The sequence below is a fragment of the Buttiauxella noackiae ATCC 51607 genome (genome assembly GCF_001654865.1).
Classification (GTDB): domain Bacteria; phylum Pseudomonadota; class Gammaproteobacteria; order Enterobacterales; family Enterobacteriaceae; genus Buttiauxella; species Buttiauxella noackiae.
This window is the reverse complement of record NZ_LXEO01000017.1, coordinates 224,607-241,093: the sequence shown is the minus strand read 5'-3', so window position 1 is coordinate 241,093 and position 16,487 is coordinate 224,607. Positions and strand designations below refer to the sequence as shown.

Annotated in this window: 14 protein-coding genes; 12 read left to right on the top strand and 2 right to left on the bottom strand. The window is 52.2% G+C overall.

Features of this window, described 5'->3' with window-relative positions; translation table 11 throughout:
• The first annotated feature begins 20 nt into the window (after positions 1–20).
• The 11 genes from M979_RS08655 to lpxA all read left to right on the top strand — a co-directional run bounded on the left by M979_RS08655 (position 21) and on the right by lpxA (position 12,602).
• Positions 21–1,625 (top strand): methyl-accepting chemotaxis protein, encoded by a 1,605-nt coding sequence (locus tag M979_RS08655; RefSeq protein WP_034455091.1) that lies wholly within the window; start codon positions 21–23, stop codon positions 1,623–1,625.
• A 19-nt stretch (positions 1,626–1,644) separates the two neighbouring features.
• Positions 1,645–2,511 carry a protein-glutamate O-methyltransferase CheR gene (gene cheR / locus M979_RS08650; RefSeq protein ID WP_034455092.1) on the top strand — a complete coding sequence of 289 codons (867 nt, stop codon included), beginning with the start codon at positions 1,645–1,647 and terminating at the stop codon, positions 2,509–2,511.
• Positions 2,508–3,557 carry a protein-glutamate methylesterase/protein-glutamine glutaminase gene (locus M979_RS08645; RefSeq protein ID WP_034455093.1) on the top strand — a complete coding sequence of 350 codons (1,050 nt, stop codon included), beginning with the start codon at positions 2,508–2,510 and terminating at the stop codon, positions 3,555–3,557. The genes cheR and M979_RS08645 overlap by 4 nt, the downstream gene beginning before the upstream one ends.
• Before the next feature lie 154 nt (positions 3,558–3,711).
• Entirely contained in the window at positions 3,712–4,101 is a 390-nt protein-coding gene (gene cheY / locus M979_RS08640; RefSeq protein WP_034455094.1) for a chemotaxis response regulator CheY, read from the top strand.
• Positions 4,102–4,111: 10 nt separating this feature from the next.
• Positions 4,112–4,756, top strand: a complete 645-nt coding sequence (gene cheZ, locus M979_RS08635) for a protein phosphatase CheZ (protein WP_034455095.1) — start codon at positions 4,112–4,114, stop codon at positions 4,754–4,756.
• Positions 4,757–4,896: 140 nt separating this feature from the next.
• Entirely contained in the window at positions 4,897–6,048 is a 1,152-nt protein-coding gene (gene flhB, locus M979_RS08630; protein WP_064554477.1) for a flagellar biosynthesis protein FlhB, read from the top strand.
• A complete protein-coding gene (gene flhA, locus M979_RS08625) occupies positions 6,041–8,122 on the top strand; it encodes a flagellar biosynthesis protein FlhA (protein WP_034455097.1) in 2,082 nt (693 codons plus the stop codon). The genes flhB and flhA overlap by 8 nt, the downstream gene beginning before the upstream one ends.
• Positions 8,122–8,514 carry a flagellar protein FlhE gene (flhE, locus tag M979_RS08620; protein WP_064554476.1) on the top strand — a complete coding sequence of 131 codons (393 nt, stop codon included), beginning with the start codon at positions 8,122–8,124 and terminating at the stop codon, positions 8,512–8,514. The genes flhA and flhE overlap by 1 nt, the downstream gene beginning before the upstream one ends.
• Positions 8,515–8,782: 268 nt before the next feature.
• Positions 8,783–10,375, top strand: a complete 1,593-nt coding sequence (locus M979_RS08615) for an MFS transporter (protein ID WP_064554475.1) — start codon at positions 8,783–8,785, stop codon at positions 10,373–10,375.
• Positions 10,375–11,514 (top strand): beta-galactosidase BglB, encoded by a 1,140-nt coding sequence (gene bglB, locus M979_RS08610; RefSeq protein WP_064554474.1) that lies wholly within the window; start codon positions 10,375–10,377, stop codon positions 11,512–11,514. Before M979_RS08615 ends, bglB begins: the two co-directional genes overlap by 1 nt.
• A gap of 296 nt (positions 11,515–11,810) precedes the next feature.
• A complete protein-coding gene (lpxA, locus tag M979_RS08605) occupies positions 11,811–12,602 on the top strand; it encodes an acyl-ACP--UDP-N-acetylglucosamine O-acyltransferase (protein WP_064554473.1) in 792 nt (263 codons plus the stop codon).
• A gap of 46 nt (positions 12,603–12,648) precedes the next feature.
• On the opposite strand, the gene argS is transcribed toward lpxA, so the two are convergent.
• On the bottom strand, positions 12,649–14,382 hold the full coding sequence (gene argS, locus M979_RS08600; protein ID WP_064554472.1) for an arginine--tRNA ligase: 1,734 nt from the start codon (positions 14,380–14,382) through the stop codon (positions 12,649–12,651).
• Between the two features lie 250 nt (positions 14,383–14,632).
• Between argS and M979_RS08595 the strand changes: the two genes are divergently transcribed.
• On the top strand, positions 14,633–15,199 hold the full coding sequence (locus tag M979_RS08595) for a VOC family protein (protein WP_064554471.1): 567 nt from the start codon (positions 14,633–14,635) through the stop codon (positions 15,197–15,199).
• On the opposite strand, the gene M979_RS08590 is transcribed toward M979_RS08595, so the two are convergent.
• Positions 15,188–16,330 (bottom strand): MalY/PatB family protein, encoded by a 1,143-nt coding sequence (locus M979_RS08590; RefSeq protein ID WP_064554470.1) that lies wholly within the window; start codon positions 16,328–16,330, stop codon positions 15,188–15,190. The two genes, M979_RS08595 and M979_RS08590, sit on opposite strands and share 12 nt — an antisense overlap.
• Positions 16,331–16,487: the final 157 nt, after the last annotated feature.

Here is a 16,487-nt window from a genome sequence, read left to right as displayed (position 1 = left end):
TGCTGGCTGAGGGCTGTTTGATGTTTAATCGTATCCGAATTTCGACCACTCTGTTGTTAATCTTAATCATCTGCGGCGTGCTGCAGATTGGTAGTAATGGATTGTCCTTTTGGGCATTCAGGGATGATGTTCAGAATCTACAAATGGTTGAAGTCGGAAACCAGCAGCGTGACACCTTAACCCAAAGCCGGGCTGCGTTGTTGCAGGCCGGTACGGCATTAAGTCGTGCTGGTACGCTCACGGCGCTAAGTTATCCACCAGAAGATATCAAACGCCTGATGGCCAATGCCCGTGGCAGCCTGAAACAGGCTGACATGCTGTTTAACCAGTTCCTCGATATCACACCTTTGAATAAAGAAGGTGAAGAGATGATGGCGTCAACCAAACAAAGTTACGCCACGTATCGTGACGACTTACAACACCAGGCAACCTGGCTTGAAAGCAATCAGCTTTCAGATTTCCTCAGCGCACCGATTCAGAAATCGCAAGATATTTTTGATGCGAACTTTAATGCATGGCAACAAAGCATTAATGACACGGTGGTGGCCTCGAGTGAAGACAGCAAACTGAACTACCAAATATCAGCGATTATTTTTGTCAGCGTCACGGTGATTGCCATCCTGATGCTGATTGGCTCGATTGCATGGTCGCGCAAAATGCTGGTGCAACCGTTGGAAATAGTCCGTGACCACTTTGAGCACATTGCTGCGGGCGATTTAGCGCGTCCGATAAGTGTTTATGGACGAAATGAAATCTCGGAGATTTTCCGCAGCCTGAAAAACATGCAGCAGGCGCTGAAAGAGACTGTGACCGATGTGCGTCAGGGCAGCAGTGCCATGCACACCGGTATCGCGGAAATTGCGGCAGGCAATAACGACCTCTCATCACGTACCGAACAGCAAGCCGCTTCGCTGGCACAAACGGCTGCCAGCATGGAGCAGTTGACCGCAACCGTGAGCCAGAACGCCGACAATGCTCGCCAGGCCGCTCAACTTTCGCGAACCGCTGCGGATACCGCACAGCAAGGTGGGCAGCAGGCAGCAAACGTCGCCCGTACCATGCATGACATCGCGGGCAGCTCGAAGAAAATTGGCGATATAACCAGCGTCATTGATGGCATTGCATTCCAGACCAATATTCTGGCACTTAACGCCGCAGTAGAAGCTGCGCGTGCCGGTGAGCAGGGTCGTGGATTTGCCGTGGTGGCTGGTGAAGTACGCAACCTGGCACAACGCAGTGCGCAGGCGGCAAAAGAGATCAAAGTCCTTATTGAAGAGTCGGTCGACCGCGTGCAGCACGGTTCGCAACTGGTTGATACGGCAGCCACGACGATGGCGGAAATCGTGCGTTCGGTAACGCAGGTTAACGACATCATGGGCGAAATTGCTTCAGCATCCGACGAACAGCGCCGTGGAATCGAGCAGGTAGCACTCGCAGTAAGCCAGATGGATCAAGTGACACAACAAAACGCCGCGCTGGTCGAAGAAGCGGCAGCAGCAACCGATGCTCTGGCAAACCAGGCCGAACACCTCAGCGGTGTGGTATCGGTGTTTAATCTGGAAACTGTCGGCAACGAAGACGTCACCAGAGATTTAGTAACCAACGGGGTGCTCGTTACCCCCTGATTGTGACTGAGAAGGCGCTATGACATCACCACTGTCCACTGGACAATCGTCATTAATGTTACAGATGACACAGCGTCTACCGCTGTCCGACACGCACTTTCGCCGGATATGCCAGTTGATTTACCAGCGAGCAGGAATCGTGCTGGCCGATCACAAGCGAGACATGGTTTACAACCGCCTGGTGCGCCGTTTACGCACCCTGGGACTGGAGGATTTTGGGCACTACCTGAGCATGCTGGAGGCCAACGGCAGCAATGCCGAATGGCAGGCGTTCATTAACTCCCTGACCACTAACTTGACGGCGTTTTTTCGCGAAGGTCACCACTTTCCGATTCTCGCGGAACATGCGCGTAAACGTAGCGGGGAGTACAAAGTCTGGAGTGCGGCAGCCTCAACTGGTGAAGAGCCATATTCCATCGCCATTACGCTTGCGGATGTGCTGGGTATGGCGCCTGGGCGTTGGAAAGTCTTTGCCAGCGATATCGACACTCAGGTGCTGGAGAAAGCCCAGAGTGCTATTTATCGCCTGGATGAACTGAAAACACTGGCTCCGCTCCAGATGCAGCGCTACTTCATGCGTGGCACAGGGCCACACGATGGGCTGGTACGGGTGCGTAGCGATCTGGCCAGCCACATGGAGTTTGCGCCCATCAATCTTTTGGACAAGCAAGCGCCAATTCCTGGGCCGTTTGACGCCATTTTTTGCCGCAATGTGATGATTTATTTTGATAAAGCGACACAGCAGCAAATTTTGCAGCGTTTTGTACCGCTGCTAAAACCGGGCGGACTGCTGTTTGCCGGGCATTCGGAAAACTTCAGTAACCTCAGCCGCGAGTTTCTACTGCGTGGGCAGACCGTGTACGGACTGAGTAAGGAAAGATCATGACAAAAATAACCGTGCTGTGCGTCGATGACTCCGCCCTGATGCGCCAGATCATGACAGAAATTGTGAATAGCCACGATGACATGGAAATGGTGGCAACTGCACCAGACCCGCTTGTGGCACGCGACTTGATTAAGAAATTTAACCCTGACGTGCTGACGCTGGATGTGGAAATGCCGCGCATGGACGGTCTGGATTTCCTTGAAAAGCTGATGCGCTTACGCCCAATGCCCGTGGTGATGGTTTCGTCACTGACAGGCAAAGGTTCGGAGGTGACATTACGGGCGCTGGAGTTGGGCGCGATTGATTTTGTCACCAAACCGCAGTTAGGCATTCGCGAAGGGATGCTGGCTTACAGCGAAACTATTGCGGAGAAAGTGCGTACTGCCGCGAAGGCAAAACTGGCGGCGCGCGCACCCGTTGCAGCTCCTGCTGCGTTGAAAGCGGGGCCATTACTCAGTTCTGAAAAATTGATAGCGATTGGTGCATCAACCGGTGGCACTGAGGCGATTCGCCATGTGCTGCAACCGCTGCCGCTATCAAGCCCGGCGGTATTAATCACGCAGCATATGCCACCAGGTTTTACGCGCTCGTTTGCTGACCGGCTTAACAAGTTATGCCAGATAGCCGTGAAAGAGGCCGAGGATGGCGAACGTGTGCTACCGGGGCACGCCTACATCGCGCCGGGTGATAAACATATGGAGCTTGCTCGTAGCGGGGCGAACTACCAAATCAAAATTCATGACGGCCCACCCGTGAACCGGCATCGTCCGGCCGTGGATGTGCTGTTCCATTCTGTCGCGAAATTCGCCGGGCGTAACGCCGTGGGCGTCATTTTAACGGGAATGGGGAATGACGGCGCCGCAGGGATGTTGGCAATGCATAAAGCCGGGGCATGGACTATCGCCCAAAACGAAGCAAGTTGTGTGGTGTTCGGCATGCCGCGTGAGGCCATCAATAGTGGTGGCGTCAGCGAAGTGGTCGATCTAAGCCAGATTAGCCAGCAGATGTTGGCGAAGATTAGCGCCGGACAGGCAATCCGTATCTGAGATAAGGCTATTTTATTTGCCATTTTGAGCCCGGGCAGCACTCAGAATCCTCACGTACTCAATGTACGCTCCGGTTCTTGCGCGCTGGCCGTGTCCAGACTGGCTGCAACAATTACGCCTCTTTGAATAGGCAACTACAGAAGGAACCCAATAAATGGCAGATAAAGAACTCAAATTTTTGGTGGTGGATGACTTCTCTACCATGCGTCGCATTGTCCGTAACCTGCTAAAAGAGCTGGGTTTCAACAACGTCGAAGAAGCAGAAGATGGTGTCGATGCGCTTAATAAACTCAACGGTGGCGGTTTTGGTTTCGTTATCTCTGACTGGAACATGCCGAACATGGATGGTCTGGAGTTGCTGAAAACCATTCGTGGCAACGGTGCAATGTCGGCTCTGCCAGTATTAATGGTGACCGCTGAAGCGAAGAAAGAGAACATTATTGCCGCAGCGCAGGCGGGGGCGAGTGGCTATGTGGTTAAACCGTTTACCGCAGCAACACTTGAAGAGAAGTTAAACAAAATCTTCGAAAAGCTCGGCATGTAAGGAGAGGCTCATGCACTCATCTACCAATCCCGCGTCAGAGTTACATTCAACCGGCGATATTATCGTTCGGATAGGCAGCCTGACCCGAATGCTGCGCGACAGCTTACGCGAGCTGGGCCTTGATCAGGCGATTGCCGAAGCGGCAGAAGCGATTCCCGATGCTCGCGACCGTCTGGACTATGTGGTGCAGATGACCGCGCAGGCTGCAGAACGCGCGCTGAACTGTGTGGAGCTGGCTCAGCCTCATCAGAACAAACTGGAATCCGACGCCAAAGCACTCAATGGCCGCTGGGATGCCTGGTTTGAAAATCCCATCGAACTGGGTGATGCCCGTGAACTGGTTACCGATACGCGCAGCTACTTGTCTGGCGTACCGAGTCACACCAGCTTTACCAATGCCCAGCTTTTGGAAATCATGATGGCGCAGGACTTCCAGGATTTAACTGGTCAGGTCATCAAGCGCATGATGGATGTTATCCAGGAAATTGAACGCCAATTGTTGATGGTGTTGATGGAAAACATGCCAGAACTGGATGCGCGTGCGAAACGCCCAGCCGACAGTCTGCTCAACGGCCCGCAAATGAACGCGACCGCTGCAGGTGTGGTTGCAAGCCAGGATCAGGTTGATGATTTACTGGATAGTTTAGGGTTTTAAGGCTTCGCGCAGTGCCTGGTAATAGGCGCTGCGCATCGCTTAACCCACAAACAAACCCACAAATCCCCCCGTTTTCCTCCCATTAGCGTTACCCCTTTCTGACATGCTGTGCTGGTAATTGTGGCCACGAGATTGTTGCAGTGTCAGAAGAAAGCGACGACGACAAAACAGAAGCCCCCACACCCCACCGACTTGAAAAAGCGCGCGAAGATGGGCAGATTCCCCGATCCCGCGAGTTGACCTCATTGCTTATGCTATTGGTGGGCATCAGCATTATCTGGATGGGTGGAGAACCGTTGGCCCGACAGCTGGCGGCAATGTTGTCCTCCGGACTTCATTTTGACCACAGCATTATTAACGACCCCAATCTTATCGTTAACCAAATCAGCCAACTGATAAAGCAGGCCGTCTGGGCACTGTTGCCGCTGATTATTGGGCTGGTGATTGTGGCGATTGCAGCCCCGATGTTGTTGGGTGGCATCCTGTTCAGCGGGAAGTCGATACAGTTTAAATTCAGCAAAATGAATCCAATTTCTGGGCTCGGGCGGATGTTCTCCGCACAAGCTGGCGCTGAACTATTAAAAGCCTTTCTCAAAGCCATCCTGGTTGGCAGCGTAACGGCCTGGTATCTGCTGCATAAATGGCCAGAGATGATGCGCCTGATGAGTGAACCGCCATTGGCCGCTTTAGGACATGCACTAAATATGGTGGCGGTGTGTGGTTTGCTGATTGTTTTGGGGCTGACCCCGATGGTCGGCTTTGACGTGTTCTTCCAGATTTTCAGCAACATTAAAAAGCTGCGCATGAGCCGCCAGGATATTCGCGACGAATTCAAGCAACAAGAAGGCGACCCGCATGTTAAAGGGCGTATTCGCCAACAACAGCGTGCCGCTGCGCGCCGCCGCATGATGTCGGATGTGCCGAAGGCCGATGTAATTGTGACCAACCCTACGCACTACTCGGTGGCCTTGCAGTACGACGAAAACAAAATGAGTGCGCCAAAAGTGCTGGCGAAAGGAGCGGGCATGGTTGCGTTGCGTATCCGTGAAATTGGTAATGAGCACCGCATTCCAATGCTCGAAGCTCCACCGCTGGCGCGTGCGTTATACCGCCATGCTGAAATAGGGCAACAAATTCCTGGGCAGTTGTATTCCGCCGTAGCAGAAGTGCTGGCATGGGTATGGCAACTGCGACGCTGGCGTATTGCTGGCGGTTTAATCCCGAAAAAACCTGAAAACCTTCCAGTGCCTGAAGCGCTGGACTTTGCAAACGAGAAGGACTCCGATGGCTAATTTGCTCGCAACACTGCGTCTGCCTGCCAGTATGAAATCCGGGCAATGGCAAATTCTTGCCGGACCGATACTGATCTTGATGATCTTGTCGATGATGGTCCTGCCGCTCCCGGCGTTTATACTGGATTTACTGTTCACCTTTAACATCGCGTTGTCGATTATGGTTCTGCTGGTGGCAATGTTCACCCAGAAAACCCTCGAGTTCGCTGCTTTCCCAACCATTCTGCTGTTTACGACGTTACTGCGCCTGGCGTTGAACGTGGCATCAACCCGTATCATTTTGATGGATGGCCATACCGGTGGTGCGGCAGCGGGTAAAGTGGTTGAGGCTTTCGGTCACTTCCTCGTTGGCGGCAACTTTGCTATCGGTATCGTGGTGTTTATCATCCTCGTTATCATCAACTTTATGGTTATCACCAAAGGTGCCGGGCGTATTGCTGAGGTCGGCGCGCGCTTTGTGCTGGACGGCATGCCGGGTAAACAGATGGCGATTGACGCCGATCTTAACGCCGGGCTGATTGGCGAAGATGAGGCGAAAAAGCGCCGTTCTGAAGTGACTCAGGAAGCTGATTTTTACGGCTCGATGGACGGGGCCAGTAAATTCGTGCGTGGCGATGCGGTCGCCGGGCTGATGATCATGGTGATTAACGTGGTGGGCGGTCTGATGGTCGGTATGCTTCAGCACGACATGCCCTTTGGCGCAGCAGCAGAAACTTATACGCTCTTGACCATCGGTGATGGCCTGGTTGCGCAGATCCCGGCACTGGTCATCTCGACCGCTGCCGGCGTTATCGTAACCCGAGTGGCAACCGACCAGGATGTTGGCGAGCAGATGGTCACCCAACTGTTCAACAATCCGCGCGTTATGCTGCTAAGTGCCGGTGTTCTTGGTTTGCTTGGCATGGTGCCGGGAATGCCTAACTTTGTCTTCCTGCTGTTTACTGCTGCATTGCTTGGGCTGGCGTGGTGGATGCGCGGACGCCAGATGGAACAGCCTGCGGCCCCATCAGCCCCGGTCAAACCGCAGGAAAACCCGCAGGCAGTTGAAGCAACATGGAATGACGTGCAACTGGAAGATTCGCTGGGAATGGAAGTGGGTTATCGCCTGATTCCGATGGTGGATTTCCAGCAGGACGGCGAGCTGTTAGGGCGAATCCGCAGCATCCGCAAAAAATTCGCGCAGGATATGGGGTTCTTACCGCCGGTGGTCCATATTCGCGACAACATGGACTTGCCGCCTGCACGTTATCGTATCCTGATGAAAGGCGTTGAGATTGGCAGTGGTGATGCTTATCCGGGGCGCTGGCTTGCTATCAATCCGGGAACTGCCGCAGGCACTCTTCCCGGCGAAACCACGACTGACCCGGCATTTGGCCTTGCAGCCACCTGGATTGAAAGTGCGCTTAAAGAGCAGGCGCAAATTCAGGGCTTTACCGTAGTCGAAGCCAGTACTGTGGTCGCGACGCATCTTAACCATCTGATTGGCCAGTTTGCGCCAGAACTGTTTGGCCGCCAGGAAGCACAGCAACTGCTTGACCGTGTAACCCAGGAAATGCCGAAGCTAACGGAAGACCTGGTGCCGGGTGTGGTGACGTTAACCACATTGCACAAAGTGCTGCAAAACCTGCTGGCTGAGAAAGTGCCGATTCGTGATATGCGCACAATTCTGGAAACTTTGGCAGAACATGCGCCGATCCAAAATGACCCGCATGAATTAACGGCGGTGGTACGTGTGGCACTGGGACGGGCGATTACTCAGCAATGGTTCCCTGGCAATGGTGAAGTGCAGGTGATTGGCCTGGATGCCGCACTTGAGCGTTTATTATTGCAGGCATTGCAGGGTGGCGGTGGGCTGGAACCCGGCCTTGCGGACCGCTTGCTGGAGCAGGCTACGGAGGCACTGAAACGCCAGGAGATGCTCGGTGCGCCGCCGGTGTTGTTGGTTAACCATGCGCTGCGACCATTGCTGGCGCGTTTCTTACGTCGCAGCCTGCCGCAACTCATGGTGCTCTCAAGCCTTGAGCTTTCTGAAAACCGTAACATCCGTATGACTGCGACCATTGGAGCGAAATAATGAGCCGCCTGCTATTGCTGATTCTCTTTCCTTTAATGGGCCATGCCGCAGGTGAGGGAGCATGGCAGGCCAGTGGCCCAGGTGCCACGCTTAGCCACCGGGGCATTTCTGCATCATCCCGTGCTCTGGCGCCTTCGCAACCCGTGAGTGGGGTAATGACGATGGTCGCCTGGCGTTATGAACTGATTGGGCCGACGCCTGCGGGGCTGAATGTCAGATTATGCTCGCTGACACGATGCGTTGAGATAGAAGGGCAGAGTGGTACTACGCGAGGGCTAACCAATGTGGCGGCAAATGAGCCGCTGCGTTTTGTCTGGGAAGTGCCCGGTGGCGGTGCTCTTTTCCCGGCACTAAAAGTGCGTAGTAATCAGGTTATTGTTAATTACCGTTAATCCTCAAAGCCGCATTCACAATGCGGCTTTTTCTTGTCTATCTCTCATTTTCAGTCTGCGCTTTTGATAAAAACAAACCCCTGTTTTATAAATCAGTGAAGCGAGTGCTTAGACACTTTGTATTTTTGCCACCATTGCTCAAACCATGGCAAAAAAGGAAAGGTTTCAATTGCCCCGTCCTTCTACCTTAGCAAGGTAAGGTTCTCGCAAGCCCGACAAGTACCGGGACGTGCAATCTCCATAAAAAAATTAACGGGGTTTGACGGCAATGAAAATACGTAAAATTGGATTGGCAAATTATCTTGCCTACGGCTCCGGGGATTTTCTCGGCGCGGGGACGACGGCACTCACCGCCGCCTGGTTGCTCTACTTCTATACTACCTTCTGTGGCCTCTCACCGATTGAAGCAACGTTTATTTTCGCCATGGCCAGGGTGCTGGATGCGGTCGTCAGTCCGCTGATGGGCTTCCTGACCGATAACTTTGGTTCTACCTGGCTTGGCAGACGTTTTGGTCGTCGTAAGTTCTTTATTATGCTCGGAATCCCGCTGGTCTTTAGCTACAGCTTTATGTGGGTTGGCGAGATGAGTTATTGGTATTACCTGGTGACCTACCTGATTTTTGATGTGGTCTACACCATGATTCTGGTGCCGTATGAAACACTGGTTCCGGAAATGACCGATGATTTCAAACAGAAAACCAAATTCTCAGGCGCACGTATCTCAATGGCGCAACTTTCCGCGATTCTTGCCGCCTTCCTGCCGGGTATTTTGTTAAATCATTTCGGGAAAGACAACGCAGTCTCCTTCTTCTACGCAAGCCTGGTATTCGCCACTATATGTGCCATCGTGCTAACACTCGTCTGGTTCTTCACCTGGGAGCGTCCACGTTCAGAATGGACTGAAGCGGCACTGCGTGCAGAAGAAGAGAAGAAAACCCTGACGTTTGCGCAAAGTATGAAACGCCTGAACGTTGAACTGACTTCTACGCTGCGCGTTAAGATCTTCCGCCAACACTTGGGCATGTATCTGGGCGGGTATATTGCTCAGGACGTGTTCAATGCTGTGTTTACCTACTATGTGGTGTTTGTGCTGATGCAAAGTGCAAGCATGGCTTCGAGCTTGCTTGGCACCATGGCGATTCTGCAATTTATTGCTGTTATCGGCATGATTCCTCTGTGTATCAAATATGGCCCGGCTCCGTCCTACCGAATGGTTGTGGTGCTTTTTGGTCTGAGTTCTATCTCTTACGCGTTGTTGTATTACGCAGGATTAAGCGATGTCTTCTCACTGCTGATGTTGGTTTCTGCTATCGCCGGCCTGGGCCGTGGCGGCATCAACTATGTGCCGTGGAATACCTACACCTATATTGCTGATGTTGATGAAGTGATTACCGGCCAGCGTCGTGAAGGGATCTTCGCCGGAATCATGACGCTAACGCGTAAAGCGTCTCAGGCAGGAGCCGTGATGCTGGTGGGTATCGTGATGCAGCTTTCTGGTTTTGTTTCCGGGCAAACCACACAGCCGCCTGCGGTTAGCCACACAATCCTGATGATTTTAAGCTTCGGTACTGTAGCGGTACTGGCATGCGGTTTCTTAGTTTCCCTGCGCTTTAGACTCAATTTACAAACTCACAGCGTGTTACGTGAAGAGACGGCGAAGATGCGTGTTGCGGGCCGCCCGGTTCCGGAAGCAACTACGCCGGAGGCTCGCGCTACAGTCGAAATGCTGGCGGGTATGCCTTACGACACGCTTTGGGGCAACAACAATATTGGCTATCTCAACCGTAATAAACCTGCAGCTCCGTCATTGAAAGAGGCTGCTGCAATGCGTTCGAATACTTCATCACAGAGGTTAAGTTAATGATTATTTATCCCGTCAAACACAGCCCTTTACTGTGCCAGCCGGAGCATTTTATTGCCCGGGATGAGTTAAAAACCCTGATCCACAAGGTGACGGATAATCTGATTAATATTAAGGATGAAACGGGCCAATTCTTACTGCGACTGGATGACGGAAGAGTCATTGATACCAAAGGTTGGGCTGGTTGGGAGTGGACGCATGGCGTCGGTCTGTACGGCATGTATCAATATTATCGCCAGACAGGCGATAAGAAGATGTGCGAAATTATTGATAGCTGGTTTGCCGACCGTTTCGCAGAAGGTGCTACCACCAAAAACGTCAATACTATGGCACCGTTCCTGACACTGGCTTATCGCTACGAAGAGACGCATGACCCTTCGTATTTGCCGTGGCTTGAAAGCTGGGCTGAGTGGGCAATGTATGAAATGCCACGTACCGAACATGGCGGCATGCAGCACATTACGCTTGCTGAAGAGAACCATCAGCAGATGTGGGACGACACGCTGATGATGACCGTATTACCGCTGGCAAAAATTGGCAAATTGCTAAATCGCCCGGAGTATGTGGAAGAGGCGACCTATCAATTCCTGTTACATGTGCAGAACCTGATGGATAGGGAGACCGGGCTGTGGTTCCACGGCTGGAACTACGAAGGCAACCATAACTTTGCTCACGCCCGTTGGGCGCGGGGGAATAGCTGGTTGACGATAGTCATTCCAGACTTCCTTGAGCTGGTGGATTTACCTGAGAACAACGCGGTGCGTCGCTATCTGGTACAGGTACTGGAAAATCAGGTTGCGGCATTGGCGAAATGCCAGGACGACAGTGGTTTGTGGCACACCTTGCTCGACGATCCACAATCGTATCTGGAGGCCTCAGCAACGGCAGGCTTTGCCTACGGCATCCTGAAAGGAATTCGCAAACGCTACATTGGTAAAGAGTATGCGCAAGTCGCTGAGAAGGCGATGAAGGGAGTTGTGAGAAATATCTCCCCGGAAGGGGAGTTATTGCAGGTTTCATTTGGCACAGGAATGGGCAGTAACCTGGAGTTTTATCGCCAAATCCCGCTGACCTCAATGCCGTACGGGCAGGCGATGGCGATACTTTGTCTGGGCGAGTATCTGCGGATTTATATGTAAATGCATATCACAGGCCTGGGGAACCGGGCCTGCAAATTACTGCGAAATCAAACCTGCTGGCAAACCACATAAAGTTCCTCCAATTTAATAATAAATAAATGGCGTAATGTGGGTCGCAATTCATTATGCTGCCGCAATCGATAAGCCCTTCACTGGTTTTTACCTCCTTAACGATAATGAGAATGGCGAAGCGGAGCTTCCCTTTCGACCCCTCCTTTCTTATTGATCCCTGGTCTGGATTAATAACTAAACGATGATAGGCGTTCTCCGTTTCGTGCCGTCATCAGGATAAATTGATGTCTATTTCCCCGTTAGCCCGGGTTGCCAGTAATAGTATTGTGGAACCGGGTGTGGTGCTCGGTGCGCATGTAAGTATTGGCCCGTTTTGTGTTATTTCCGCAGGTGTCGTGATAGGCGAAGGAACTGTTGTTGGTGCTTACTCGGTAATTAATGGCCTGACAACAATCGGCTGTGACAATACTTTCGGCCAGTTCTCATCCATAGGTGAAGCGAATCAGGATCTTAAATATGCCGCTGAGCCGACGACGGTCGTTATTGGTGACCGGAATCAGATTGGCAAAAATACCACTATTCATCGTGGAACGATTCAGGGGCTTAGCACCACTCTCATCGGTAATGACAATCGCTTTTTGAATTGTGTGCATGTCGGTCATGATTGTGTGGTCGGTAATGGCACATTGATTGGTGATAACAGTGGGCTTGCCGGGCACGTTGAGCTTGATGATGATGCACAGATAGGTTTTATGTGTGCTATCCATCAATTTTGTATATTGGCGAGTGGGGTTAAGATCCTCGACCAATCAGCAGTGGTTCAGGATGTGCCGCCGTTTGTGACGGCTGGTGGTAACCGCGCCGTGCCGCTGGGTATCAACATAGGTTCGAAAGCATTTCAGGCGTTAGAGCCAGAACAGCAGGATTTGATTCATATATTGTATGAGCGGTTTTACAACCAGGCGCTGGCGATAGAAGAAGTGAAGAGATCTTTGAAAATACTGGAGAGTGATTATCCGGTGATTGGACTTTATGACCGGTTTTTTGCTCGGTCGGCGCGGGGAATTGTTCGCTAACCAGATTTGAAAAAGCTCGCCGCACCAGTCGGCGAGCTTTTTGCTATTACATACGTTCTACAGTTTCGATACCCAGGGTATCCAGACCCAGCTTCAGCGTTTTCGCGGTCAACAGAGCCAGTTTCAGGCGGCTATTACGCGCTTCAATAGAGTCAGCGCTCAGAATTGGGCAGTGCTCGTAGAAACCAGAGAACAGACCTGCTACGTCGTACAAGTAACTACACATCACGTGTGGTGTACCATCACGCGCAACCACATTCAGGGTTTCTTCAAATTGCAGCAGACGTGCCGCCAACTGTGCTTCGCGGTCTTCAGTAATCACCACTGGTGCTTTCAGCAATTGTGCTTCATCAATGTCGGCTTTACGGAACACAGACAGCACGCGGGTGTAGGCATATTGCATATACGGCGCGGTGTTGCCTTCGAAGGCCAGCATGTTGTCCCAGTCGAAGATGTAGTCGGTGGTGCGGCTTTTCGACAGGTCGGCGTATTTCACCGCGCCGATGCCGACGGATTTCGCCAGTTGCTCCAGCTCATCCGCAGGCATGTCCGGGTTTTTCTCGGCTACCAGATTACGCGCGCGTTCCATCGCTTCGTCGAGCAGATCGGTCAGTTTAACCGTGCCGCCGGAACGGGTTTTGAACGGCTTGCCGTCTTTGCCCAGCATCATACCGAACATCTGGTGTTCCAGCGTGACGGATTCCGGAACGTAACCGGCTTTACGCACGATGGTCCATGCCTGCATCAGGTGCTGGTGCTGGCGGGAGTCGATAAAGTACAGAACGCGGTCGGCATGCAGGGTTTCGTAGCGGTATTTCGCGCAGGCGATATCGGTGGTGGTGTACAGATAGCCGCCATCTTTTTTCTGGATGATCACGCCCATCGGGTCGCCGTCTTTGTTCTTGAACTCGTCCAGGAACACTACGGTTGCGCCTTCGCTTTCAACTGCCAGACCTTTGGCTTTCAGGTCTGCCACGATGCCCGGCAGCATTGGGTTGTACAGACTTTCACCCATTACGTCGTCGCGGGTCAGCGTGACGTTCAGGCGGTCATAAGTCTGTTGGTTCTGGGTCATGGTGATATCGACCAGCTTGCGCCACATTTCGCGGCAGTATTCGTCACCGCCTTGCAGTTTTACCACGTAACCGCGCGCGCGCTCGGCAAACTCTGCATCTTCATCGTAGTGTTTCTTGGCGGCACGGTAGAACTCTTCCAGGTCCGCCAGCGCCATTTCACCCGCGTTTTCCTGCTGCTGCTTTTCGAGATACGCGATCAGCATACCGAACTGCGTGCCCCAGTCACCGACGTGGTTTGCGCGGATAACTTTGTGGCCGAGGAATTCCAGCGTGCGCACCGCTGCGTCACCAATAATGGTGGAGCGGATGTGGCCGACGTGCATCTCTTTCGCCACGTTTGGCGCGGAATAGTCGACAACGATAGTTTGTGGCGCGACGGTATCGACGCCAACGCGATCGGAGGCCACTGCTGCATCCACGTTTTTCGCCAGGAACGCCGGGTCCAGGAAGATATTAATGAAGCCAGGGCCTGCGATTTCAACTTTGCTGGCAATTCCGGTCAAATCCAGATTGGCAATCACCAACTCTGCGACTTGTCGTGGTGGCTTGCCCAGTGATTTTGCAACTGACATCACGCCATTGGCCTGATAGTCGCCGAACTGAACTTTTGCTGACTGACGAACCTGTGGTTCGCAATCCGCAGGTGCACCTGCGGCAATCAGTGCCTGACTGACTTTATCTGAGAGAAGAGCCTGAATATTCACCGGGATACCTTACTTTTTGCTAAGGGCTGCCGTGATATTTACAGCAGCCGTATCATTGGGGATAAAATTAGGGCGTAAGTATAACTGTATTTATCTGCCTTAGTCAGCAAAAGCCTTGCCCAGTGCGCCCTGGACTAATATCAACGGTATAATGAATAACCATTCAGAAATATAGCCACGTTTCGGGTGTTGGTGATATCGGCCTGAATTGGTAGATTAGGCCGCATTCGTGACTTGAGAGGATAGGGTAATGGCCAACTGGCAGACAATTGCAGAACTGAATGATATTTCAGCGGATCTGCCGCGATTTACACAAGCGTTAACAGAACTTGCCGCACGGCTTGATCTTGAAATCGCGCCACTCGACGCGGATCACATTTCTCTGCGCTGCCATCAGAATACGACGGCGGAACGCTGGCGTGCCGGCCTGGAAAAATGCGGCATATTGCTGTCGGAAAATATCATTAATGACCGCCCAATTTGCCTGTTCAAATTAGACGAACCGGTTTGCGTGGCTCACTGGCAATTTAGCGTAGTCGAATTACCGTGGCCGGGTGAAAAACGCTATCCGCATGAAGGTTGGGAGCATGTAGAGATTGTGCTGCCGGGCGAGCCTGAAACGCTAAATGCGCGAGCGCTGGATTTAATGTCTGACGCGGGTTTACGCCAGACAGGGATTTCAGTGAAAACCAGTTCGCCAAAAGGCGAACGTGAGCGCTTGCCAAACCCAACGCTTGCGGTGAGCGATGGCAAAGTCACCATCAAATTCCATCCATGGAGTATTGAAGAGATTGTAGCCAGCGAACTAGCTGACTGATCTCACGGCTGCTTCCATGCGTTTAATGGCTTCGTTAAGCGTTGTGAAGGTGCAGCCAAAGTTAATGCGCACAAATTTCGCTTCACCAAAATCAGCACCTGGAGAGAACCCCAGCCCCGCTTTCTGGAAGAATAGCGTCGGGTTTTCTACTGGCAGAGCGCTTGCATCCACCCATCCGAGGTAAGTGGCGGGTGGAGATGCCATCGTAAGGCCAGGCATATTATTCACGGCACTCACCAAAAAGTCGCGATTGTGGCGTAAATATGGCAGTAACTCCTGTAGCCACGGCTCGCCATCGCGCCACGCGGCGGTGGCGGCAGTCAGTGCCAACACATCCACACTTGGTACAATCCCATCGCGAACCGTATTAAATTGCTTGCGTAATTGTGGGTCAGGGATAATCGCAAGTGATGCGCCAAGCCCGGCAATATTGAAAGTTTTGGATGGCGAAAGTAGCGTGATAGAACGCTGTTCGGCGTCGTGGCTCAGTGTTGCAAAAGGAATATGTTTCGCACCCGGTTCAAGCAGCAAATCGCAGTGAATTTCATCAGAGCAGACAATCATGCCGTGGCGTTGTGCGAACGCCAATTGCTGCTGTAGTTCTTCACGCGTATAGATGGTGCCGCCGGGATTTTGCGGGTTGCACAACATCAGCAATTTTTCTTTACCGGTAAGCTGAGATTCCAGCGCCTGCAAATCCATAACCCAGCGGCCATTTTCAAGGCGCAGTGGTGCGTTGAGTTGTAAGCGATTGGCAAATGCGGATGACTTTCGGAAAGGAGGGTAAATCGGTGTTGGTGCAATCGTCGTTTCATCAGGGGCCGTAAAGGCACGAACACTCAAATTCAAGCCCGCGACAATGCCCGGTAAAAAGACGACCCACTCTGGTTTAATCTGCCACTGGTAGCGGCTGGCCATTCTTTCAACGACAACATCAACTAATTCTTGCGGCCGGTTACCGTAACCAAAAACGCCGTGTTCTACTCGTTTATGAAGGGCTTCGAGAATACAAGCTGGGGAGCGAAAATCCATATCTGCCACCCACATAGGTAACACTTCTTCACCATATTTATTCCACTTCGAACTGTCGCTGTGACGGCGGTCGATGCCTTCATCAAAATTGAATGCCATGATTGTACTCATCATATTTTAAGTTGCAGGGGGGCTGCACTCAATTACCCGAATCGCATACTGAAGTAAGCTCATCGGGATAATCTCCTTTGCCGCCTACCTGCCACTCGAATTATTTAGAGTACCGCTACCTTTTTGTGATCGTGGTTTCACATTA